This window comes from Microbacterium sp. W1-4-2, assembly GCF_058349885.2.
Genome location: NZ_JBYRJC020000001.1, coordinates 1,342,906 through 1,365,827 on the forward strand (window position 1 = coordinate 1,342,906; position 22,922 = coordinate 1,365,827).

Below are 22,922 nucleotides of genomic sequence, written 5' to 3' on the forward strand. Positions count from 1 at the left end.
CCGCGCGGGGCGAAGCGACTACTCGGCCGCGATCTCGGCCCCGGCCCCGAACTCGGCGACCAGCTGCGTCATGGTGCGTGCCACGCAGGCGGCGTCGCAGCGCCCCGCGCGGTAGCCGCCGCCGCACGTCCTGAGCTCCCGCAGCACCGGGTACAGCTGCGCGGACTGCGCGCCCAGAGGAGCGCCGTCGCGCCCGTCGGCCGCTTCGTCGGCCAGATAACCCTCGACCGCGGCGACCATCGTCGCGGTCATCGCATCGACGGTCACGTCACCGCGCAGAAAGCCCGGCCCGAGCGCGACCGCGCTGTCCACCGCCGCCATGATCCGCTCGGCCTGTGCTGATGCGACTGCCTGCGACATCGTCTGCTCCTTCGCGTCACCGATCGCCCGTCCGTCTCCATTCTGCTCCGCGTCGGCGGGACTCGGACACCGCTGCGGCGGATCGGCCCGTCCGGGCACTGCCGCGCACCCTCCGTGCGGCGTATCGTGAACCGTGAGGTGAGCGCGATGAACCCCACTGCAGGCGACCGCATCCGCATCCACGGCACCACCGTCGGCGCCGCCGAGCGGGAAGGCGAGATCATCGAGGTCAGAGAGCATGACGACGCCACGACTCTGGTCGTGCGCTTCGACGACGGACACGAGGCCGTGCTCTCCCCCGGCACCGACTGCGAGATCCTCCACGCGGGATGATCGCTCTACGCAGCACTGAGCCGATCAGCCGGCGGCCGTGACCTCTTCAGTGCTGCGCTGCACGCAGAACTCGTTGCCGTCGACGTCGCTCATCGTGACGTACCCGCTGCCGTTCTCACGCCGGCCGTCCGCGACGACCGTCGCACCCAACTCCTGCAGGCGCAGGACCTCGGCGTCGCGCGTGGTGTCGACGGGCGTGAGGTCGAAGTGGATCCGCGGCGCCCACTCCTTGCCTTCGTCGACCGGCTGGATCACGAAACGGATCGCCAGCGGCTCGGTGAGGAGCACCGTGACGGGGTCGCCGGGCAGGTTCGGGTTGTCGGGGTCCTCCTGCAGGGCGAGCAGCGCCTGCCAGAAGGCTCCGAGCGACTCGTGGTCGCGAGCGGTGATGTTGATGGCGTCGATCTGCAAGGCCATTGCTCTCCTTCGTCGTTCGCTCTCCGCGCCGGACAGCGCCAAGACGCCCGATCATTCCCGGCGATTCCAGCCCGCCTAACGAAGGAACCCCGCCCCGTAACGATGCGGAGCAGGGTTCGAACGTCTTCGATTCGGTGGACCTGAGGGGACTCGAACCCCTGACCCCCTGCATGCCATGCAGGTGCGCTACCAGCTGCGCCACAGGCCCGGATATTCGCTCCGGATCTCTCCGAAGCAACCCGTTCAGCCTACTACATCGATCGGGCCGGAGCGAAATCGGCCCGGGCCTTCGCCGGTCGTCGACAACCTGGCCGAGATGCACACGGAACGACCTCTTCCGGTGCAATCGGGCCGGGTCGATGGCGCGCGCCGAGGCACGCGCGCGGGCGCGCGGCATCCCACTCTGTGCCGGCGGCGAGCCGCGCCGCGCCGCCTCACGAGCGCGGCAACGAGGTCACTGCGTGCGGACGGGCTCGAGCTGCTCGATCGGGACGACGGGGCAGTCCTTCCACAGGCGCTCCAGCCCGTAGTACACGCGCTCCTGCTCGTGGAAGACGTGCACGACGAGGTCGCCGAAGTCCAGCAGGATCCACCGCGACTCTTGGCGGCCTTCGCGCCGCAGCCGCTTGTGGCCGGCCTCGAGCAGCTTCTCTTCGACCTCGTCGGCGATCGCGGCGACGTTGCGCTCGCTGCGACCCGACACGACGAGGAAGGCGTCGACCAGGGGCAGCGGCTGCGAGACGTCGAGGGCGACCAGGTCCTCGCCACCTTTCGCGTGCGCCGCACGGGCGGCGATCTGCACCATCTCCACGGCCTGTGCGGTCGCGGTCACGAGATGACTCCCGTCGCCAGCGCGTAGACGAGCACACCGACCAGGGCCAGCGCCAGGACGCCTGCCGTGATCGCGAGCGAGACCATGAGCTTGCCGCCGCGCTCGGGCGCCGGCGGCTGGATGATCTCGTCGGCCGTCTTGATCGTGCTCACGGCGGCACTTGCAGCGATCGGCGTGGGGGACGAGTGGGCGGGCAGCTCGCCGTCGACCAGCACGGCGTCCACTTCACGGCCGTCGGCGACGCCGGGGGCGTGTCCGGTGGATCCGAGGCCCTCGGGCAGCACGAGCGTGCCGGTGACGAGGAGTTCGCCGGTGCCGGCGATCGGCGCCACGAGCGGAGCACCCGCCGCGTGCGACAGGATCAGCGCGTGCGGGGCGGCGACCGACCCCGTGCTGGAGGTGTCGCGCGTGAGCAGCTGCTCGAACGACGCCGACGTGTCGGAGGCCGCCCGGGCGTTCGCCAGCAGGCCGGCGCCGAACATCGGGTTCAGCACCGCACGCTCGGCGGGCGCCGCGGCGGGCTCCACAGGTGCTGCAGATGCCGGGACCTCTGTCGGCTCGTTCTCGCCGACGACGGCGCGCAGCCAGCCCGTGTCGGAGTCCGGCTCGTCCTCGGCCGCATGCTGCGTCCACGGCGACGGGTCGATCACGGTCGCGGTGGCGGATGCTGCGGCCGGCGCGGCTGCGGGCTGGGCGGCGGGCGCGGCCGGCGCCGATGGCGCGTACGGGCCGGCGGACGGAGCGAACGGGTTCTGCGTCTCAGTAACGGACTGCGCGGCCTGCTGCGCCGGCGTCGGCACCGCCTCTGCCGGAGGCGCGACCGGGACGGTGCCGGACGAGACCACGTCCGGCGTGATCACGGGCACCGAGGCGGTGCGGATGCGCTCCTGCTGGCGGGCCTGACGCCGAGTCAGCGGCGCGGCGCCAAGATCGACGCTGGCATCCGGCACGGGGGCGGTGTGCACGGGAGCGGGCTTGGCTGCACGCGGAAGCGGCGCCGGGCGCGCGGCACCCTCGGCGGGCGGGGCGAACGGCGAGCTCGGGCGTGCCGCGGTCAGGGTCGGCGCGGGTGCCGCCGCGGGCGAGCCGCCCGCGGCGGGGCCCTGCCGGCCGGTGTCGGTGCGGTCCGCCTCGGCCGCGGGGTCGGCCGCAGGCATCTCAGAGGTCGCGGGCACGACGGACGTCGCCCCTGTGTTCCGCAGCTCACGCAGCTGCTTGCGGGTGAGCGGCGGAGTGTTCGGCTGATCGGATGTGCTCATGCCTTGCTCCGGTAAAGATGATGCTTCGCAATGTACTGGACGACCCCGTCCGGGACGAGATACCACACCGGGTGGCCCTCACGGACGCGTTTTCGGCAGTCGGTCGACGAGATCGCCAGGGCGGGGATCTCGAGCTGGCTGACGTCGTCGCTCGGGAGGCCGTCCGTGTTCAAGACGTGGCCGGGCCTCGAGACCGCGACGAAATGGGCGAGATCCCACAGTTCATCATGGTCCCTCCAACTGAGAATTTGCGCTACGGCATCAGCCCCCGTGATGAAGAAGAACTCCGCGTCGGGCCGCTCGGTCTGCAGGTCCCGCAGCGTGTCGATGGTGTAGGTCGGCCCGTGGCGGTCGATGTCGACCCGGCTCACGGTGAATCGCGGGTTCGAGGCGGTCGCGATGACCGTCATGAGGTATCGATGCTCGCTCAGGCTGACGTCGCTCTTCTGCCACGGATGCCCCGTCGGCACGAAGACGACCTCGTCGAGGTCGAACGACTCCGCGACCTCGGACGCCGCCACCAGGTGTCCATGATGGATCGGGTCGAACGTCCCGCCCATCACCCCGATGCGTGGGGCTCGCGTCGCCGTCATGCGGTGGGCCTAGTGGCCGTGTCCCGTCTGCGCGAGATCGTCCGCGTGCTCCTTCGCGTACGCCTCCGCCTTGTGCGCGTGCCGGTTGGCGACGTTGCGGTACGACAGCGTCACCATCGCAAGAGCGCCGAACACGACCAGCGCGATGATCGGGTACACGACGGTCTCGAGCATCACGTTGCCGGACCCGGCCTCCTCGGCGGCGAAGGCGATCAATGAGGCGAAGGACATCGGGACTCCAGTCACGGGTAATGGGCTCACAGGCTCAGGCGCGGAAGGCGCTCGTTGACAGTTTAGGCGTTCATCCTCGGACTTGCCCGGTGCCGCGCGCGAGCCATTTCGTGCTCGTGAGCTCGGTCAGGCCCATCGGGCCGCGCGCATGCAGCTTCTGCGTCGAGATGCCCACCTCGGCGCCGAAGCCGAACTCGCCCCCGTCCGTGAACCTGGTCGACGCGTTGGCCATCACGACGGCCGAGTCGACCTCGGCCAGGAATCGCTCGGCGTTCGCGTCGTCGGCGGTGATGATCGACTCGGTATGGTGCGTCGAGTAGCGCCGGATGTGCGCGAGCGCCTCGTCCAGGTCGTCGACCACCCGCATCGACAGATCCAGGCTCAGATGCTCGAGCGACCAGTCGGCGTCCGTGGCCGGCACGACGTCCGGCGCGAGGGCGGCGACGGCGTGGTCTCCGTGCACGGTCACCCCGGCGTCCTGCAAGGCGCCGACCACCGGTCCGATGAGACGGGATGCCGCATCTCGGTGCACGAGGACCGTCTCGACCGCGTTGCAGACGCTCGGGCGCTGCACCTTCGCGTTGACCACGATGTCGCGCGCCCACTCCAGCGGGGCCGACGCGTCCAGGACGATGTGCACGACGCCCGCCCCGGTCTCGATCACCGGCACCGTCGACTCGGTCACGACCGTCTCGATGAGCTGGGCGCTGCCGCGCGGCACCAGCACGTCGACGAGGCCGCGCGCATGCATCAGCTCCCGGGCCCCGTCGCGTCCGAAGTCGTCGACGGTCTGCACGGCTTCGGGGTCGACATCCGCCGCCGCGAGGGCGCCGCGCATGACGTCGACGAGCGCTCGGTTGGTGCGCTGCGCCGCGCTGCCGCCGCGCAGCACGACCGCGTTGCCCGAGCGCAGCGACAGTGCGGTGATGTCCACGGTGACGTTCGGGCGGGCCTCGTAGATCGTGCCCACGACACCGAACGGCACCGTGACCTTCTGCAGCCGCACGCCGCTGGGCAGCGTGCGCTCATCCACGACACGGCCCACCGGATCGGGCAGCGCTGCGATCTCGCGCACGGCGGTCGCCAGAGCACCCACGCGCGTGACGTCCAGTCGCAGCCGGTCCTGCAGCGCCTCGGACAGCCCGTCCGCGCGGCCCAGCGCGAGGTCTTCATCGTTCGCCGCGACGATCGAGGCGGACGCCGCCTCGATGGCATCGGCCACCGCCAGCAGCGCGGTGCGCTTGCGCGCATCGTCGAGCAGCCCCACCGAGCGCGCGGCATCCTTCGCCCTCGACATGCGTTCCCGGGCGGTGGCGAGAGCCTGCGTCATCACACCAGTCTACCGAGATGGCGCCGAGGGGGCCGTGGGCGCCGTCATACGCAGGGCCCCGGTGAGGGTCGACTCGGGCGGCGCGGGATTGGGCTCGAACCACGTGCCCACGCGCTTGCCGGCCAGCGCCTGCGGCAGCAGGTCGGCGTGCGTGACCATCGCACCGATGCCGGATGCCGCGGCCAGCCGCGCGGCCGACACCTTCGTCGCCGCTCCCCCGGTTCCGACGCTGTTGACGACGACCGAGCCGAACTCGAATCCGGTGAGGTCCTCGCCCCATGCCACCGCGTCGATCGGCTCGGCTCCGGGCTGGTCGGGCGGCGCGGTGTACAGGCAATCGATATCGCTGAGCAGGACCAGCGCGTCGGCGCGGATCAGCTTGGCCACGAGGGCCGCCAGCCGGTCGTTGTCGCCGAAGCGGATCTCATGCGTGGCGACCGTGTCGTTCTCGTTCACCACCGGCAGGATCCGCAGTCCGAGCAGTCGCTCCATCGCCCGGCGGGCGTTCAGCCGCGGCGTCCGGTTCTCGAGATCGCCCGCCGTCAGCAGCACCTGTCCCGCGACGATCCCGAACTCGCGCAGTGCGGCCTGGTAGCGGTAGATGAGCACGTTCTGTCCCACCGCGGCGGCCGCCTGCTGGGTCGCCAGATCTGTGGGCCGCGACGTGAGCTTCAGATACGGCATCCCGGTCGCGATCGCCCCCGACGAGACGAGCACGACCTCGGTGCCCCGTCCGTGCGCGGCGGCGAGGGCGGCCACGAGCGGCTGGATCTTCACAACGCTGTCACCGCTGATCGACGACGAGCCGACCTTCACCACGACACGACGCGCAGAGGGCAGCTCCGAGCGACGCGACGCGGTCATCGCGCGTCGTCCTCGTCGTCCCGGACGTCGGAGGTCGTCGCAAGCCGTTCAGCCTCGAGTTCGGCACGGGCGGCGGCCTTGGCATCCATCCGCTCGTGGTACCACTCGCGCCGCTGGGCCGTCGTGCGACGCATGCTGGGGTCGATGCGGGGGTCGCTGCCGCGGGGGGCCACCATGACCTCGGCCGCCGAGGTCAGCGACGGCTGCCAGTCGAACACGACGCCGTCGCCGGGGCCGATCACGACGGTCGCGCCGGGGATCGCCCCCGCCTTGTACAGCGCGTCGTCGACGCCGAGCTTGTCGAGCCGGTCGGCCAGGAACCCGACGGCCTCGTCGTTCTGGAAGTCGGTCTGCTGCACCCACCGCTCGGGCTTCGCGCCCAGGATCCGGTACAGCGGGCCATACGTGCCGCCCTCGACGCGCACGGCGAACTCGCGGTCGGCGCCCTTGGGGCGGATGACCACGCGCGGTGCGGTCGGGTGCGCGGCCGCCTCGACCCGATGCTGAGCGATGATCTCGGCGAGGGCGAACGAGAGCGCGCGCAGGCCGTCGTGGCTCACGGTCGAGATCTCGAACACGCGGTAGCCCTGCGCCTCGAGGTCGGGGCGCACGAGGTCGGCGAGATCCTTCGCCTCGGGCACGTCGACCTTGTTCAGGGCGATCAGCTGCGGGCGCTCGAGCAGGGGCACCTGACCCTCGGGCACCGGGTAGGCGGCGAGCTCGGCGCGGATGACATCGAGGTCGGTCAGCGGGTCGCGGCCGGGCTCGAGCGTCGCGCAGTCCAGGACGTGCACGAGCGCGGTGCAGCGCTCGACGTGACGCAGGAACTCGAGCCCGAGGCCCTTGCCCTCGCTGGCGCCCTCGATGAGGCCCGGCACGTCGGCGACCGTGAACCGCACGTCGCCGGCCTCGACCACTCCGAGATTCGGGTGCAGGGTCGTGAACGGGTAGTCGGCGATCTTCGGGCGCGCGGCCGACACCGCCGCGATCAGGCTCGACTTGCCCGCCGAGGGGAAGCCGACCAGCGCGACGTCGGCGACGGTCTTCAGCTCGAGGACGACGTCACCCTCCCAGCCGGGCGTGCCCAGCAGCGCGAATCCCGGCGCCTTGCGCTTGGTGGTGGCCAGCGCCGCGTTGCCGAGCCCGCCGCGACCACCCTCGGCCACGACGAAGCGCATGCCGGGGTCGATCATGTCGGCGAGCACCTCGCCGTCGGCGTCGCGCACGACCGTGCCGACGGGCACGGTCAGATCGATCGACTCGCCCAGGGCGCCGGAGCGATTGTCGCCCATCCCGAAGCCGCCGTTGCCACCGGTGCGGTATGGCGAGTGGTGGTACGAGAGCAGCGTCGTGACCTGCGGGTCGGCCACCAGCACGATGTCGCCGCCGTTGCCGCCGTTGCCGCCGTCGGGACCGGCCAGCGGCTTGAACTTCTCGCGCCGCACCGAGACGCAGCCGTTGCCGCCCTTGCCCGCACGCAGGTGCAGCGTCACGCGATCGACGAAGGTGACCATGACACTCCCTGCTCTCAGTGTGTTCTCAGCCGGTGGATACGCGGCGAGGGGCGAGCCGAAGCCCGCCCCTCGCCATGGTTCAGTGTACGAACTGCGACTACTCCGCGGCCGCCACGATGTTGACGACCTTGCGGCCGCCCTTCGTGCCGAACTCGACGGCGCCGGCCGACAGCGCGAACAGCGTGTCGTCGCCACCGCGGCCGACGTTCACGCCGGGGTGGAAGTGCGTGCCGCGCTGGCGGACGATGATCTCGCCGGCGTTGACGGCCTGGCCGCCGAAGCGCTTGACGCCCAGTCGCTGGGCGTTGGAGTCGCGGCCGTTACGGGTAGAGCTCGCGCCCTTCTTGTGTGCCATCTGAAGCGTCTCCTCTTGGCTTACTTGATGCCGGTGACCTTGACGCGCGTGAGGTCCTGGCGGTGGCCCTGGCGCTTCTTGTAGCCGGTCTTGTTCTTGAACTTCTGGATCACGATCTTGGGGCCGCGCTCTTCACCGAGCACCTCGGCCGTCACGGTCACCTTCGCGAGCCTGTCCGCGTCGCTGGTCACGGCGTCGCCGTCGACCAGGAGCACGGCGGGCAGCTCGAGGGTGTCGCCGACCTCAGCCTGCTGACGGTCGAGGACGACGATCGTGCCGACCTCGACCTTCTCCTGCCGGCCACCGGCGCGCACAACTGCGTAAACCACTTCACACCTGTTTCGTCTTGGGAGCGCACGGCTCCGGTTGTCTTGGCGAGACTCTGCTCTTGGGAAAGATGAAGTCTGTGGTGCTCGGCCGCCCGGTCTGCCCGGACGGCGGCGCGCGCCATACGAGGGCGAGGCGCAATGCACCAGGGGTCTACTTTACCGGATGCGGCGACCATCGGCAAAAGGAACGCGCTCGCGTGTCACGCCTAGGATCGAGCCGTGGCGATCCTCATCGACGATCCGCGCTGGCCCGCGCACGGCCGGCTGTGGGCGCACCTGGTCTCGGACTCGTCGCTGGACGAGCTGCATGCGTTCGCGCAGGCGCAGGGACTCCCTCACCGCGCGTTCGACCGCGACCACTACGACGTGCCCGAAGACGCGCACGAACGGCTGGTCGCCGCGGGTGCCGTGCCCGTCGGCGGCCATGAGCTGGTGCGCCGGCTCATCGCCTCGGGTCTGCGGGTCACGGCACGCGAGCGGAGGCAGGGCCGATGACGTCCTCGCGGCTCGAGGCCTTCAGCGACGGCGTGCTCGCGATCATCATCACGGTCATGGTGCTCGGCCTCGCCGTGCCCACCGGGCACGGCTGGGCCGATCTCGTGCACACCTCCGGTCTGGGGCTGCTCACGTACCTGTTGAGCTTCGTCTACATCGGCATCTACTGGAACAACCACCACCACCTCTTCCAGCTGCGCCCGCCCGTCATGGGCGGCGTGCTGTGGGCCAACCTGCATCTGCTGTTCTGGCTCTCGCTGTACCCGTTCACGACCGCATGGCTCACGGAGTCCCGCGTGGCGCTCGTGCCCACCGTGGTGTACGGCCTGAACCTGCTGGCCGCGGCGATCGCGTACTTCCTGCTGCAGAAGGCGATCACACACCTGCCCGGCGGCGAGCGGCTGCGCGAGGCGATCGGCAGAGACCTGAAGGGATGGCTCTCGCCTGTGCTCTACCTGCTGGGAATCGCACTGGCGTTCGTCGTCCCCTGGCTCGGTCTCGTTCCCTACGTCGTGGTCGCCCTGATGTGGCTCATCCCCGACCGCCGCGTCGAGCGCTTCCTGAGCGAGCACCCCGAGAACAACGCCTGAGTCCCTCCCCGTCGCATACGGTGCGATCCGGAGAGGGACTCGGAGAAGCGGACTACTCGCCCTCGGGCGTGTAGGCGACCGGGGTGCCCGGCAGGCTCGCGGTGGTCACCCGCCGGCGCGAACGGCCCTGGCCCGGCGCCTTGGGCTCGGGCAGGGCGTCGAGCACCGAATCCAGCAGCAGCTGCTTCTCGGACTTCGGCTCGCGGGCGGCCGCGGCATCCTTGTCCTTGCGCTTCTTGCGCTTCTTCGGCCGCTCGGCCGGCACCGGCTCGGGCAGAGCGATCTGCTCGGGCGCGGGCTCGTCGCCCTCGGGGTGGTGGATCGTGGATGCCGCGATCTGGGCGAGTGCGGACTTCGCGCCCTCGGTGATCACGTGCGTGCCGCCGGCCGGCGTCGTGGTGGGCACTGCGGGCCGCGTGCGTCGCGGCGAGCCGCCGCCGGTCTGCGTGCGGTGCTTGACGACCGGATCGTGGTGCACGATGATCCCCCGCCCGGCACAGACCTCGCACGGCTCGCTGAAGGTCTCCACCAGCCCCAGGCCGATCTTCTTCCGGGTCATCTGCACGAGGCCGAGCGAGGTGACCTCGGCGACCTGGTGCTTCGTGCGGTCGCGGCTGAGGCATTCCACGAGCCGGCGCAGCACGAGATCGCGGTTGGACTCGAGCACCATGTCGATGAAGTCCACGACGATGATGCCGCCGATATCGCGCAGGCGCAGCTGGCGCACGATCTCTTCGGCCGCCTCGAGGTTGTTCTTGGTGACCGTCTCTTCGAGGTTGCCCCCCGAACCGACGAACTTGCCGGTGTTGACGTCCACGACGGTCATCGCCTCGGTGCGGTCGATCACCAGCGACCCGCCTGAGGGCAGCCAGACCTTGCGCTCGAGCGCCTTCTCGATCTGCTCCGTGATGCGGAACCGGTCGAACGGGTCGCCGTCGCCGTCGAAGCGCTCGACGCGATCGAGCAGGTCGGGCGCGACCGCCTGCAGGTAGCCCTCGATCGTGCGCTGTGCATCCTCGCCCTGGATGAGCATCTTCGAGAAGTCCTCGTTGAACACGTCGCGGACGATCTTCACGAGCAGATCGGGCTCGGAGTGCAGCAGCGCCGGCGCCTGCGTCGTCTCGATCAGGCGGTTGATGTGCTCCCACTGGGACGTGAGCCGCTGCACATCGCGGGTGAGCTGCTCTTCGGTGGCGCCCTCGGCGGCGGTGCGCACGATCACGCCCGACGACTCGGGCAGCACCTCCTTGAGGATGCGCTTGAGGCGCGCACGCTCGGTATCGGGCAGCTTGCGCGAGATGCCGTTCATGGCCCCGCCCGGCACGTACACGAGGTAGCGGCCCGGCAGCGAGATCTGGCTGGTCAGGCGCGCGCCCTTGTGGCCGACGGGATCCTTCGTCACCTGGACCAGCACCCGGTCGCCGCTCTTCAGGGCCAGCTCGATGCGGCGCGGCTGGTTGCCGGTCTCGACGGCGTCCCAGTCGACCTCGCCCGAGTACAGCACGGCATTGCGGCCGCGGCCGATGTCGACGAAGGCGGCCTCCATGCTGGGCAGCACGTTCTGCACGCGGCCCAGGTACACATTGCCGATGAGCGAGGCGTCCTGGCTGCGCGCGACGTAGTGCTCGGCGAGCACCTTGTCTTCGAGGACGGCGATCTGGATCCGGCCGTTCTTGGACCGCACGATCATCTCGCGGTCGACGGATTCGCGGCGTGCGAGAAACTCTGCCTCGGTCACCACCGGGCGGCGACGTCCGGCGTCGCGGCCGTCGCGGCGCCGCTGCTTCTTGGCCTCGAGGCGAGTGGATCCCTTGATGCGCTGCGGCTCGGTGACGACCTCGACGGCCCGCTCGCGCGGTGCCTGCTCGTCGCCCGAGTCCGCCCGCTCGCCGCCGCGGCGACGGTTGCGCCGACGGCTGCTGCCGCCGGTCTCAGCGGGCGCCTCGGGGCTGGGCAGCGCGGGCAGCACGGTGATCTCGGGTGCGTAGAAGTGCAGAGCGGTCGAGACCGACGACACGAACTCCTCGGGCAGGAAGCCGAGGCTCACAGCAGTGATGGGCTCCGGCTCGGGCGCGACGGTGGTCTCCGCCTCGGTGGGAGCCTCCGGCTCGGCGGGAGCCTCCGCCTCGACGGGCGCCTCCGGCTCGGCGGGCGCCTCCGGCTCGGCGGGCGCCTCCGGTTCGACGGGAGCTTCCGACGGCTCTGCGGCCACCTCAGCGGGGGCGGATTCCTCCGACGGCGTCTCGTGCGCGTCAGAGGCCGCCGGGACCTCCGCCGGCCCCTCGGGCGCGGCATCCTGTGCGACAGCAGACTCCGCGGCCTCGCCTGCGGACGCCGCGACGCCGGGGGCGTCGGCCTCCGGGACGTCGGACGTCAACGACGGCGCTGCGTCCGGCGGTGTCTGGTTGTCACGGGGTTCGTTGTTCTCATCGACCGTCACCGGCGTACTCCCTGGCGGGTGACACCGCGCGTCACCCGGCGAAATCTCGTGCGGCGCCGCTCCGTGCCCTTCCGGTACGGGTCGGGGCCGCGAACTCACTCGGTCTGCAGCAGGCTCTCGGCGCTGACTGCGAGGGCGTTCATCGCCCGAAGTCTTCGTCGATGCCGCTCACGGCGCGGCCGTGAGAGCATCTGCAGTCATTATCGCACTTCCTGGCCGCATTGCGCGAAGCGAGGGCCTGAACGCCTCGGCGAGCCGCGACATCACGGCCCGTCACGCCCGTGTCCACAGCGTCTGATGCCATAATCCGAGCCATGCCGCAATCGCAGACGCACACGCATCCGAAGGGCCTGGCCATCTGGTTGATCATCGCGGGCGTGATCGGCTGGTGGGCGGCGTTCCAGCTGACCGTGGAGAAGATCTACCTGCTCCAGAATCCGGGCAAGAACGCCTCGTGCGATTTCAGCGTGCTCGTGCAGTGCGGCAAGAACATCGACTCCTGGCAGGGCAACGTGTTCGGCTTCGCCAATCCGATCATCGGCGTGGCCTGCTGGGTCGCTCCCATCGTCGTCGGCATGGCGATCCTGGCGGGTGCCCGCTTCGCCAGGTGGTTCTGGGTGCTCTTCTGGGTCGGCTTCGCCTTCGCGATCACGTTCGTCGGCTGGCTGATCTCGCAGAGCATCTTCGCGCCGAACCTGCACACGCTGTGTCCCTGGTGCATGGTGACGTGGGCGGTGACGATCCCGTCGTTCTTCGTCGTCACGATCCACCTGCTCCGCTCCGGCGTGGTGCCGCTTCCGAACCGCGGCCGGCACGTCGCCGACCGCCTCATGGCGTGGGTGCCGCTCATGACGATCGTCGCCTACGGCATCGTCATCCTGCTCGCCCAGGTCGAGCTGAACGCCGTGCCCAATGTCTGGCACACGATCCAGATCCAGCTCGGCTGGGCCTGATCCGCTCGGTCAGAGTCGCTCGATCGGGACCGGCCGCGCGCCCTTCTCGCCCTCAGCGGCAGCTCACCAGCTGATGGGATATGGCCATCAGCCGGTGAGCGTCACGAGACAGCGGCAGCTCTGCGTCAGCGGAACCAGATGCCGAGTTCGCGCTGCGCCGACTCGGTGCTGTCCGAGCCGTGCACGAGGTTCTGCTGCACCTTCAAACCCCAGTCGCGACCGAAGTCGCCACGGATGGTGCCGGGGGCGGCGGTGGTCGGGTCGGTCGTGCCGGCCAGCGACCGGAAGCCCTCTATGACGCGTTCACCGGCCAGCCGGATCGCCACCGACGGCCCCGACATCATGAACTCGAGCAGCGGCTCGTAGAACGGCTTGCCCTCGTGCTCGGCGTAGTGGCGCTCCAGGCGCTCGCGGTCGGGCTCGACCAGGCGCAGGTCGACCAGCGAGTACCCCTTCGCCTCGATGCGGGCGAGGATCGTGCCGGTCAGCCCGCGGGCCACCCCGTCCGGCTTGACGAGGACGAGGGTCTCTTCGGTGGGCATGTCAATCTCCGTTCGCAGAATCTTCTTCTCGCATGAGTCGGGCGTTGCGCCGGTCCAGCGACGCACCCTTGATGGTCGCATACCCCCACATGCCGCCGAAAACCACGACGACGAACAGGATCGCCGGCACCAGGATCGCCGACAGCGCGACGACCGCCTGCAGCACCCATCCCAGCACGATGCCCCAGCGGTGCCGCAGCAGCCCGGCCACAGCGAGCATCAGCACAGCCACGACGGCGCCGCCCACGATTCCCCACCAATCGGGGATCGACGGCGGCAGCGCCTTCAGGCCGAAGACGGCGAGGCCCGCCAGGAACACGATGATCGACTCGAACACGAGCACGATCTGACCGAGCGACTCCGCCGCCCCGCGACTGCGTCGGGGGCGCGGCGCGCGCGCCGGTTCGGTCACGACGACCACCCCGCCTTCCAATCCTCGTCCTTGGCCAGCGTGAGGGCCTGTCCTGCGAGGACGATCGAGCCGGCGATGACGACCGCGCGGCGGTCGGACGACGCGGCCCACTTACGGGCGGCGTCGACGGCGTCCGCGAGGTCGGGGTGGACGGTCACCGGCACGCCCGCCCCTTCGACGAGGTCGGCGACGGCGTCGGCGTCCAGCGCCCGCTCCGAGACCGGCGAGGTCGCGAACACGTGCGCGGCGATCGGCGCGATCTCGGCGACGATGCCCGGAGCGTCCTTGTCGGCGAACACGCCGAACACGACACCCCACTCGTCGAAGTCGAACGACTCCTTGAGCGCGGCCACCAATGCGTGCGCACCGTGCGGGTTGTGCGCGGCGTCCACCAGCACGGTGGGAGCGGCTCCGACCAGCTGCAGCCGGCCGGGCGAAGTCGCCTCGGCCAGTCCCTCGGCCAGGATGTCGGCGGGGATGGATGCCGAGGCCTGGCCGATCAGCGATTCGACGGCCGCGATCGCCAAGGCCGCGTTGAAGCCCTGATGCGCTCCGTACAGCGGCAGATACGCCGCCTCGTACGTCCCGCCGAGGCCGCGCACGACGATCTGCTGGCCGCCTACCGCCAGTCGCTGCTCGACGAGGGCGAACTCGTCGCCCTCGAAGGCGATCGTGGCGTCGTGCGCGGCGGCGGCCGCGCGCAGCACGCGTTCGGCCTCGGGGGTCTGCCGGGCCGAGACGACCGCGGCACCGTCCTTGATGATGCCGGACTTGACGGTTGCGATCTCTTCGATCGTGGCTCCGAGGCGGTCGGCGTGGTCCATGGCGACCGGTGCGAACACGGCGACGTCGCCGTCGGCCGTGTTCGTCGAATCCCACGACCCGCCCATGCCGACCTCGAGCACCAGCACGTCGACGGGCGCATCGGCGGCCACGACGAAGGCGAGGACCGTCAGGATCTCGAAGAACGTCAGCGCCGCGTCGCCGATGGAGGCGAGCTCGGCGTCGACGATCGACAGGAACGGCTCGATCTCGTCCCACGCATCGGCCACCGCGCCGTCGTCGGCCGGTGCGCCGTCGATCATGATGCGCTCGGTGAACCGCTCCAGGTGGGGGCTCGTGAACAGCCCGGTGCGAAGCCCGTGCGCGCGGATCAGGCTCTCGATCATGCGCGCGGTCGAGGTCTTGCCGTTGGTGCCCGTGATGTGCACCACGCGGTACGTGCGCTGCGGGTCGTCGAGCAGTTCGAGCACACGGCGGGTGCGCTCGACGCGCGGCTGCACCCAGCGCTCGCCCTGACGCTTGAGAAGCTCGACGTAGACGGCGTCGGCGCGCTCGCGATCGTTCATGCGGATGCCTCGACCTTCGTGACGGCGACCCAGAACGGGCCGGTGTTGGCGAACGCGCGCGCGGTGAACGACGCGACGTGCTGTGCGGTCCGCTCGAACGCGACCCCGGCGAGCGTCTCGGCCGTCCAGCTGTTGGGCTGCTCGGCCAGATCCTCGGCCAGCAGGGCGTCGCGCCCGACCACCTTCAGGTCGTGCTCCACCGCCAGCGTCTCACCGGCGACGTCCGCGATCTCGAACGCCGCCGCGACGGCATCCCCGTCGCCGGCGTCTGCGAACAGCAGCTGCAGACGGATGCGGTCGCTCACGTCGAGGCCGGCGGCCTTGCGGGAGTCCTGCACGGCACGGATGACGTCGCGCGCCAGCCCTTCGGCCTCGAGCTCGGGCGTGGTCGCGGTCTCGAGCAGCACGAAGCCGCCCGCAGGCACCAGCGCGAGCGCTTCGCCGTCCGGCCGGCCGGTCGTCTCGAGCATGAGGTCGTACTCGGCCGGTTCCAGGGCGATGCCTCCGGCGGTCACCGTGCCGTCGGTCTCGGACCAGTCCCCCGCCTTCGCGGCCTGGATCACCTGCTGCACCCGCTTGCCCAGACGCGGGCCGGCGGCGCGAGCGTTCACCGAGAGCCGGTGGGTGATGCCGTACTCGCCCGCGGTGCCCTCGCCGAGGTCGACCAGCTCGACGGCCTTGACGTTCAGCTCGTCGCGCAGGATCTCTTCGTAGGGGGCGAGGGATGCCGCATCCGGCACCACGACGGTCAGCCGCGCGAGCGGCAGCCGCACCCGCTTGCCCTCCTTCTTGCGCAGCGCGTTGGCCACGCTGGACACCTCGCGCACCGCGTCCATCGCCTGACGGATCTCCACGGCCGGCGGGAAGGCCGAGGCGTCGGGCCAGTCGGTCAGGTGCACGCTGCGTTCGCCCGTGAGGCCCTGCCACACGCGTTCGGACACGAGCGGGATGAGCGGCGCCGCCACACGGCAGAGCGTCTCGAGCACCGTGTAGAGCGTGTCGAAGGCTTCGGTCGTGCGCGGGTGGGCGGCATCCACCCCCACCCAGAAGCGGTCGCGGGAGCGGCGGATATACCAGTTGGTCAGCGCCTCGACGAAATCGCGCAGCCGCTCGGTGGCGGTGGTCGAGTCCAGGCCCTCCAGGTCGGCGGCGACGTCGGCCACCAGCCGCCCGGTGAGCGACAGGATGTACCGGTCGAGCACGTCGGTCGAGTCGGTGCGCCACTGCGCCTCGTACCCGCCGGGCGCATTCGCGCCACCAGCGGTAGCGGCGTTCGAATACGTCGCGAAGAAGTACCACGCGTTCCACAGTGGCAGCAGGAACTCGCGCACGCCCGCGCGGATGCCCTCTTCTGTGACGATCAGGTTGCCGCCGCGCAGCACCGAGCTCGACATCAGGAACCAGCGCATCGCGTCGGACCCGTCGCGGTCGAACACCTCCGACACGTCGGGGTAGTTGCGTAGCGACTTCGACATCTTCTGCCCGTCGCTGCCCAGCACGATGCCGTGGCAGCTGACCCCGGTGAACGCGGGCCGGTCGAACAGCGCCGTCGACAGCACGTGCATGAGATAGAACCAGCCGCGGGTCTGCCCGATGTACTCGACGATGAAGTCGGCCGGCGAGTGCGTGTCGAACCACTCCTGGTTCTCGAACGGGTAGTGCACCTGGGCGTAGGGCATCGAACCGGAATCGAACCAGACGTCGAACACGTCCTCGATTCGGCGCATCGTGCTCTTGCCCGTGGGATCGTCGGGGTTCGGCCGCGTCAGCGCATCGATGTACGGACGATGCAGGTCCACCTGGCCGTCGGGACCGACCGGCAGCGTGCCGAAGTCGCGCTCGAGCTCGGCGAGTGACCCGTACACGTCGATGCGCGGGTGGGCGGGGTCGTCGCTGCGCCACACCGGAATCGGCGAGCCCCAGTACCGGTTGCGGCTGATCGACCAGTCGCGGGCGCCTTCGAGCCATTTGCCGAACTGCCCGTGCTTGACGTTCTCGGGCACCCATTCGATCTGCTCGTTGTTCGCAAGCATGCGGTCCTTGAAGTCGGTCACGCGCACGAACCAGCTCGAGACCGCCCGGTAGATGAGGGGGTTGCGGCAGCGCCAGCAGTGCGGGTACGAGTGCTCGTAGCTCTGCTCGCGCAGCAGGCGCCCGCCCTGCTGCAGCAGGCGGATCAGCGGACGGTTCGCGTCCATCCACAGTTGGCCGGCCACGTCCGTCACCTGGGGCAGGAAGCGCCCGCCGTCGTCCAGGCTCAGGATGACCGGGATGCCGTGGGCTTCGGTGACCCGCTGGTCGTCCTCGCCGTACGCGGGAGCCTGGTGGACGATGCCGGTGCCGTCGGTGGTCGTGACGTAGTCGTCGACGAGGATGCGCCACGCCTTCTGCGTCCCCCACGTCTCGGTGTCGGCGTAGTAGTCGAACAGCCGGTCGTACGCCACATCGGCCAGGTCGGCGCCGACGAGGGTCTTCTCGACCGCGGCGGCCGCGGCATCCGCCGTCTCGTACCCGAGGTCCTTCGCGTACCCCGGCAGCAGGTCCGCGGCCAGCAGGTACCGGTGGTCGCCGCCGTCGCGCGCGCCGGCGGGCCCGGCCGGCACGACGGCGTAGCGGATGCCGGGGCCGACCACGAGCGCGAGGTTAGTCGGCAGCGTCCACGGCGTGGTGGTCCAGGCCAGGGCGCGCACGTCGGTGAGCCCGAGGGCCGCGGCCTTCTCGCCCGTCAGCGGGAACGTGACGGTCACCGACGGGTCCTGGCGCATCTTGTAGACGTCGTCGTCCATGCGCAGCTCGTGGTTGCTCAGCGGGGTCTCGTCCCGCCAGCAGTACGGCAGCACGCGGTACCCCTCGTAGGCCAGGCCCTTGTCGTAGAGGGTCTTGAACGCCCAGAGCACCGACTCCATGTACGAGATGTCGAGGGTCTTGTAACCGCGCTCGAAGTCGACCCAGCGCGCCTGACGGGTGACGTAGTCCTGCCACTCGTGCGTGTATTCGAGCACCGAGGCGCGCGCCTTCTCGTTGAAGGTCGCGATGCCCATCCGCTCGATCTCGTCCTTCTCGGTGATGCCGAGCTGCTTCATCGCCTCGAGCTCGGCGGGAAGGCCGTGCGTGTCCCACCCGAACACGCGGTCGACCTTCTTGCCGCGCATGGTCTGGAACCGCGGAAAGAGGTCCTTGGCATAGCCGGTGAGCAGGTGCCCGTAGTGCGGCAGGCCGTTCGCGAACGGCGGCCCGTCGTAGAAGACCCACTCCTCGGCGCCGTCGCGCTGTGCGATCGACGCGCGGAAGGTGTCATCCTGCTGCCAGAAGTCGAGCGTGTCGCGCTCGATCGCAGGGAACCGGGGGCTCGGGACGACGGGTTCGGCGGCAGGGCCGAAGGCGGATTCGCGGGGATAGGTCATCGGGTCTCGCAGTGTGTGTGGTGGTGGTGCTGCCGTTGTTGCTGCTGCTGGGACGATCCTCGCGGACCGCGGTACCACCCTGCGTTGCCGAACCGCCCGCTGTGCGGCGTGCGCTCCGACCACTCTCACTGCGGCTGTGACGGGCCTGACCCGTTCGGTTCTAGTGGGCAGTGCCACACAGGAGCGCTGCCGTTCTTCCGAAGACTCCCCGGTGATGACCGGATCGATGTCTGTGCGGCCATTCTACGCGGTCTCGGCGGCGCGCCTTGTCGAGCTCGCGTCAGTCCTCGCAGCGGCACCCGTGCAGATCGGATGCCGCGCCGTTGATCCACAGCTTCGCGCCCTCGGGAGTCGTGACCAGCAGGGTGCGGTTGTACGCCTCGTCGACGACTTCGGCGCATCTGGCGGGATGTGTGCGCGCCACTCCTCGCCCGAGGCGAGGGGATCTCACGAAACGAGGATCGAAACCGCGCATCCGGTCCTCGCGTCATGAGATCCCCTCGCGTGAAGCGAGGATGGCCGCGTCAGCGGCCGCCGATAGCCTGGTCACCATGGCTCGACGCGCCGACCACGCACGATCTGGTTGACGACCTGGTCGTACGTGACCCGGATGACGTGATAGCCGCGCAGCGTGAGCTCGGCGTCGTGCGTGACATCCGAAGCGCGCTGGGCGCCGACGTGGTGGCCGCCGTCGATCTGCAGCACCAGCCGTTCGCCGATCAGGTGGTCCACGCGGTGGCCGAACAGCCAGATCTGCGACCGGATCGGCAGCCGCAGCCACCGCAGCCGCGGCTCGATGAACGTCTCGAGGCCCGAATCGCGGAACGGGCTCGCATCGTCGAGCAATTGAAGCGCCTGCCCCGTCAGCGCGAGGCGCCGCAGCGCCGACGTGTCGATCAGGCCCTGGTTGAGGGCACTGTCCCACACGGCCAGCGCCGCTTCGTACGGCTGGCACGCCGCGACAGTCTGCAGCACGACCTCGATGCCATCGACCAGCGCATTCGGATCACGCGGAACGACAGGCGACGGCCGATGCAGTACCGCTTTCGGCGGCTTCACACACCCGGCGTGCGGATGGCAGGCCACATGGATCCCGCTCTCTTCGAGCACCCACAGCCCCAGCCGCTTGGCCTGCGTGACACACGTGACGACCACGCCGTGGCGCGCCGCGAATCGCAAGGTCGGGTCGGCATCCGGCGTCGTCACCCACACGCGGCGCTCACGCACCAGAAGGCCGCTGCCCACGGCGGCCGCGATATCGTGCGTCGACAGGCCGTCGTGGACGAGCCGTCGGCTGCGGACGATTCCCCCGGCGCTGCGGACCGCTCGGACGACGGCATCCACTCGTGTGCTCATGAGGACGAGGATGCCGGTGATCTCCCTTCGCACGGACGGTTCGACGCCGATCTGTGGACGGAACGCACCGATCCGCCGAACCGTGCCTTCTGGGGAGGAGCCGCCGCACTCGCCCGCGCCGGACGCCGCGTCCTCGCCTGAGCCGAGGGGATCTCACGAAACGAGGGCCGAAATCGGCATTTCGCTCCTCGTTTCGTCAGATCCCCTCGCTTCGCGCGAGGGCCGGGATGCCGCGGCCGTCCAGGGCCGGGATGCCGCGACCGTCGAGGGCCGGGATGCCGCGGCCGTCCGCAGCTGATGGCCGCGCCGCGCCCTGTAAGATGGCTGCACATCCCACACTCAGGCACGCTCACACGGTGCCGCATACATCGCTCAAGGAGACCTTCATGTCCGACGCGCAGATTCCCGACAAGCCCGCCCTCGAGGGTCTCGAGTCCAAGTGGGATGCCGCCTGGCGCCAGCAGGGAACGTATCTGTTCGACCGCGACGCCGCCAAGGCCAAGGGCCGTGCCGGGGTCTTCTCGGTCGACACTCCCCCTCCGACGGCATCGGGCAGCCTGCACATCGGCCACGTGTTCAGCTACACGCACACCGACATCAAGGTGCGCTTCGAGCGCATGAGCGGCAAGACGGTCTTCTACCCGCTGGGCTGGGACGACAACGGCCTGCCGACCGAGCGGCGCGTGCAGAACTACTACGGCGTGCGCTGCGACCCGTCGCTGCCGTACGACGCCGGCTTCACCCCGCCGTTCCATGGTGACGCCAAGAGCCTGAAGCCCGCCGACCAGGTGCCGATCAGCCGCCGCAACTTCATCGAGCTGTGCGAGACGCTCACCGAAGAGGACGAGAAGCAGTTCGAGGACCTGTTCCGCCAGCTGGGCCTGTCGGTGGACTGGACGCAGACGTACCGTACGATCTCGGACCACACGATCCGCACCAGCCAGCTGGCGTTCCTCCGCAACCTCGAGCGAGGCGAGGCCTACCAGGCCCTGGCCCCGACGCTGTGGGACATCGACTTCCGCTCCGCGATCGCGCAGGCCGAGCTCGAGGACCGCGACCAGCAGGCGACCTATCACCGGGTGGCGTTCCACCGCACCGACGGTGGCGGCGACGTGCTGATCGAGACTACGCGCCCCGAGCTGCTGCCCGCGTGTGTGGCACTGGTGGCCAACCCCGACGACGAGCGCTACCAGCCGCTGTTCGGCTCGACCGTGCGCACGCCCCTGTTCGACGTCGAGGTGCCGGTCCTGGCCCACCCGCTGGCCCAGCAGGACAAAGGGTCGGGCATCGCCATGATCTGCACGTTCGGCGACGTGACCGACATCATCTGGTGGCGCGAGCTGCAGCTGCCCAACCGCACGATCCTGGGCAAGGACGGCCGCGTGATCGCCGAGGCGCCCGAGGCGATGGTGACGGATGCCGCGAAGGCGGCGTATGCCGAGCTCGCGGGCAAGACCGTCTTCAGCGCCAAGAAGCGCATCGTCGAGCTGCTCGCCGAGTCGGGCGACCTCAAGGAGGTCTCCAAGCCCTTCACCCACCCGGTGAAGTTCTACGAGAAGGGCGACCGCCCTCTCGAGATCGTCTCGACCCGCCAGTGGTACCTGCGCAACGGGGCCCGTGACGAGGCGCTGCGCGACAAGCTCATCGCGCTCGGTCAGGGCATGTCGTGGCATCCCGATTTCATGCGCGTGCGGTACGAGAACTGGACCAACGGGCTCACCGGCGACTGGCTCGTCTCGCGTCAGCGGTTCTTCGGCGTGCCGATCCCGCTCTGGTACGCGCTCGACGAGAACGGCGAGCGCGACTACGAGCGCGTGCTGATCCCCGACCTGGCGACGCTGCCGATCGACCCCACGACCGACGTGCCCCCCGGGTACACAGCGGACCAGCGCGGCGTGCCCGGCGGCTTCGACGCCGAGAAGGACATCTTCGACACCTGGGCCACCTCGTCGCTCACGCCGCAGCTGGCCGGCGGCTGGCAGCGCGACGACGAGCTCTGGGATCTCGTCGCCCCGTTCGACCTGCGCCCGCAGGGGCAGGACATCATCCGCACCTGGCTGTTCTCGACCATGGTGCGCAGCGCCCTCGAGGACGGCCGCGCGCCGTGGACGGATGCCGCGATCAGCGGCTTCATCGTCGACCCCGACCGCAAGAAGATGTCGAAGTCGAAGGGCAACGTGGTCACTCCCGCCGACATCCTCGACGCGCACGGCACCGATGCGGTGCGGTACTGGTCGGCCTCGAGCCGGCTCGGCGCCGACGCCGCCTTCGATCCGCAGAACCCCACGCAGGTGAAGATCGGCCGGCGCCTGGCGATCAAGGTGCTCAACGCCGCGAAGTTCGTGCTGTCGTTCCCGGTGCCCGAGGGCGCCACGGTGACGCATGCGCTGGATGCCTCGATGCTGGCGACGCTGGACGACGTCGTGCGCGAGGCCACCAAGGCGTATGCGGCGTACGACCACGCCAAGGCGCTCGAGGTCACCGAGTCGTTCTTCTGGACGTTCTGCGACGACTACCTCGAGCTGGTCAAGGAGCGCGCGTACGACCGCGCCGACGTCGGCCAGGCCTCGGCCGCGCTCGCGCTGCGCCTCGCCCTGTCGGCCCTGCTGCGCCTGCTCGCCCCGGTGCTGGCGTTCGCGACCGAAGAGGCGTGGTCGTGGTTTGAGCAGGGCTCGATCCACCGTGCCGCCTGGCCCGAGCCGCTGGCCATCGAGGGCGAGGCCGCGGTGCTGTCCAGCGTCGGAGCTGCCCTGGTGGGCATCCGTCGCGCGAAGACCGAGGCCAAGGCCTCGCAGAAGACCCCCGTCGCCCACGTGACGATCGCAGGCCCGGCGGCGGCCATCGCCGCGATCCGTCTGGCCGAGGGCGATCTCAAGGCGGTGGGCCGGATCGAGGAGATCTCCTACGCCGAGGCCGACGAGCTGACCGTCACGGACATCGAGTTGGTCGCTCAGGAGGCCTGAC

General features: G+C 70.1%; 23 protein-coding genes and 1 tRNA gene. 5 read left to right on the plus strand and 19 right to left on the minus strand.

All coding sequences use genetic code 11. The features are described from left to right. Positions 1-18: 18 nt before the first annotated feature. Complete coding sequence (locus AC3RX0_RS06210) at positions 19-360, minus strand: hypothetical protein (protein ID WP_491505045.1); 342 nt, start codon at positions 358-360, stop codon at positions 19-21. A 147-nt stretch (positions 361-507) separates the two neighbouring features. On the opposite strand from AC3RX0_RS06210, the gene AC3RX0_RS06215 reads away from it, so the two are divergent. After that, positions 508-693 (plus strand): DUF1918 domain-containing protein, encoded by a 186-nt coding sequence (locus AC3RX0_RS06215; RefSeq protein ID WP_491505046.1) that lies wholly within the window; start codon positions 508-510, stop codon positions 691-693. Positions 694-717: 24 nt separating this feature from the next. Here AC3RX0_RS06215 and AC3RX0_RS06220 read toward each other — a convergent pair whose 3' ends face one another. The 11 genes from AC3RX0_RS06220 to rplU form a co-directional block, all read right to left on the minus strand. After that, complete coding sequence (locus AC3RX0_RS06220; RefSeq protein ID WP_491505047.1) at positions 718-1,110, minus strand: VOC family protein; 393 nt, start codon at positions 1,108-1,110, stop codon at positions 718-720. Positions 1,111-1,245: 135 nt separating this feature from the next. Further along, a tRNA-Ala gene (locus tag AC3RX0_RS06225) sits at positions 1,246-1,318 on the minus strand. A 246-nt stretch (positions 1,319-1,564) separates the two neighbouring features. Next, a complete protein-coding gene (gene rsfS / locus AC3RX0_RS06230) occupies positions 1,565-1,942 on the minus strand; it encodes a ribosome silencing factor (RefSeq protein WP_491505048.1) in 378 nt (125 codons plus the stop codon). Then, complete coding sequence (locus AC3RX0_RS06235; protein ID WP_491505049.1) at positions 1,939-3,201, minus strand: hypothetical protein; 1,263 nt, start codon at positions 3,199-3,201, stop codon at positions 1,939-1,941. Before AC3RX0_RS06235 ends, rsfS begins: the two co-directional genes overlap by 4 nt. Further along, positions 3,198-3,794 (minus strand): nicotinate-nucleotide adenylyltransferase, encoded by a 597-nt coding sequence (gene nadD / locus AC3RX0_RS06240; RefSeq protein ID WP_491505050.1) that lies wholly within the window; start codon positions 3,792-3,794, stop codon positions 3,198-3,200. Before nadD ends, AC3RX0_RS06235 begins: the two co-directional genes overlap by 4 nt. Before the next feature lie 9 nt (positions 3,795-3,803). After that, positions 3,804-4,025: a hypothetical protein gene (locus AC3RX0_RS06245; RefSeq protein ID WP_491505051.1), complete on the minus strand. Its 222-nt coding sequence runs from the start codon at positions 4,023-4,025 to the stop codon at positions 3,804-3,806. Positions 4,026-4,095: 70 nt separating this feature from the next. Then, the gene (locus tag AC3RX0_RS06250) at positions 4,096-5,355 is read right to left on the minus strand and encodes a glutamate-5-semialdehyde dehydrogenase (RefSeq protein WP_491505052.1); all 1,260 of its coding nucleotides are present in this window, start codon (positions 5,353-5,355) and stop codon (positions 4,096-4,098) included. A gap of 9 nt (positions 5,356-5,364) precedes the next feature. Further along, positions 5,365-6,219 carry a glutamate 5-kinase gene (gene proB, locus AC3RX0_RS06255; protein ID WP_491505053.1) on the minus strand — a complete coding sequence of 285 codons (855 nt, stop codon included), beginning with the start codon at positions 6,217-6,219 and terminating at the stop codon, positions 5,365-5,367. Next, positions 6,216-7,733, minus strand: a complete 1,518-nt coding sequence (gene obgE, locus AC3RX0_RS06260) for a GTPase ObgE (RefSeq protein ID WP_491505054.1) — start codon at positions 7,731-7,733, stop codon at positions 6,216-6,218. The genes proB and obgE overlap by 4 nt, the downstream gene beginning before the upstream one ends. Positions 7,734-7,830: 97 nt before the next feature. Beyond that, positions 7,831-8,088: a 50S ribosomal protein L27 gene (gene rpmA, locus AC3RX0_RS06265; RefSeq protein ID WP_491505055.1), complete on the minus strand. Its 258-nt coding sequence runs from the start codon at positions 8,086-8,088 to the stop codon at positions 7,831-7,833. A gap of 20 nt (positions 8,089-8,108) precedes the next feature. Beyond that, the gene (rplU, locus tag AC3RX0_RS06270; RefSeq protein WP_491505056.1) at positions 8,109-8,417 is read right to left on the minus strand and encodes a 50S ribosomal protein L21; all 309 of its coding nucleotides are present in this window, start codon (positions 8,415-8,417) and stop codon (positions 8,109-8,111) included. A 219-nt stretch (positions 8,418-8,636) separates the two neighbouring features. On the opposite strand from rplU, the gene AC3RX0_RS06275 reads away from it, so the two are divergent. Together AC3RX0_RS06275 and AC3RX0_RS06280 are read left to right on the plus strand one after the other, a co-directional pair. After that, positions 8,637-8,912: a DUF4031 domain-containing protein gene (locus AC3RX0_RS06275; protein WP_491505057.1), complete on the plus strand. Its 276-nt coding sequence runs from the start codon at positions 8,637-8,639 to the stop codon at positions 8,910-8,912. Beyond that, on the plus strand, positions 8,909-9,502 hold the full coding sequence (locus tag AC3RX0_RS06280) for a TMEM175 family protein (protein WP_491505058.1): 594 nt from the start codon (positions 8,909-8,911) through the stop codon (positions 9,500-9,502). The genes AC3RX0_RS06275 and AC3RX0_RS06280 overlap by 4 nt, the downstream gene beginning before the upstream one ends. A gap of 52 nt (positions 9,503-9,554) precedes the next feature. Here AC3RX0_RS06280 and AC3RX0_RS06285 read toward each other — a convergent pair whose 3' ends face one another. Further along, the gene (locus AC3RX0_RS06285; protein WP_491505396.1) at positions 9,555-11,879 is read right to left on the minus strand and encodes an Rne/Rng family ribonuclease; all 2,325 of its coding nucleotides are present in this window, start codon (positions 11,877-11,879) and stop codon (positions 9,555-9,557) included. Between the two features lie 377 nt (positions 11,880-12,256). Here AC3RX0_RS06285 and AC3RX0_RS06290 point away from each other — a divergent pair, with 377 nt between their 5' ends. Beyond that, entirely contained in the window at positions 12,257-12,895 is a 639-nt protein-coding gene (locus tag AC3RX0_RS06290) for a vitamin K epoxide reductase family protein (RefSeq protein ID WP_491505059.1), read from the plus strand. 125 nt (positions 12,896-13,020) lie between these two features. Here AC3RX0_RS06290 and ndk read toward each other — a convergent pair whose 3' ends face one another. From ndk to AC3RX0_RS06320, 6 genes are all read right to left on the minus strand, one after another. Continuing rightward, positions 13,021-13,437: a nucleoside-diphosphate kinase gene (gene ndk / locus AC3RX0_RS06295; protein ID WP_491505060.1), complete on the minus strand. Its 417-nt coding sequence runs from the start codon at positions 13,435-13,437 to the stop codon at positions 13,021-13,023. A gap of 1 nt (position 13,438) precedes the next feature. Next, the gene (locus AC3RX0_RS06300) at positions 13,439-13,849 is read right to left on the minus strand and encodes a DUF4233 domain-containing protein (RefSeq protein WP_491505061.1); all 411 of its coding nucleotides are present in this window, start codon (positions 13,847-13,849) and stop codon (positions 13,439-13,441) included. Then, positions 13,846-15,198, minus strand: coding sequence for a bifunctional folylpolyglutamate synthase/dihydrofolate synthase (locus AC3RX0_RS06305; protein ID WP_491505062.1), 1,353 nt, complete (start codon positions 15,196-15,198; stop codon positions 13,846-13,848). The genes AC3RX0_RS06300 and AC3RX0_RS06305 overlap by 4 nt, the downstream gene beginning before the upstream one ends. Continuing rightward, entirely contained in the window at positions 15,195-18,602 is a 3,408-nt protein-coding gene (ileS, locus tag AC3RX0_RS06310; protein WP_491505063.1) for an isoleucine--tRNA ligase, read from the minus strand. The genes AC3RX0_RS06305 and ileS overlap by 4 nt, the downstream gene beginning before the upstream one ends. A gap of 280 nt (positions 18,603-18,882) precedes the next feature. After that, entirely contained in the window at positions 18,883-19,053 is a 171-nt protein-coding gene (locus AC3RX0_RS06315; RefSeq protein WP_491505064.1) for a hypothetical protein, read from the minus strand. A gap of 95 nt (positions 19,054-19,148) precedes the next feature. Then, positions 19,149-19,958 carry an endonuclease domain-containing protein gene (locus tag AC3RX0_RS06320; protein ID WP_491505065.1) on the minus strand — a complete coding sequence of 270 codons (810 nt, stop codon included), beginning with the start codon at positions 19,956-19,958 and terminating at the stop codon, positions 19,149-19,151. Between the two features lie 386 nt (positions 19,959-20,344). Between AC3RX0_RS06320 and valS the strand changes: the two genes are divergently transcribed. Beyond that, positions 20,345-22,921 (plus strand): valine--tRNA ligase, encoded by a 2,577-nt coding sequence (gene valS / locus AC3RX0_RS06325; RefSeq protein WP_491505066.1) that lies wholly within the window; start codon positions 20,345-20,347, stop codon positions 22,919-22,921. Position 22,922 lies beyond the last annotated feature (1 nt).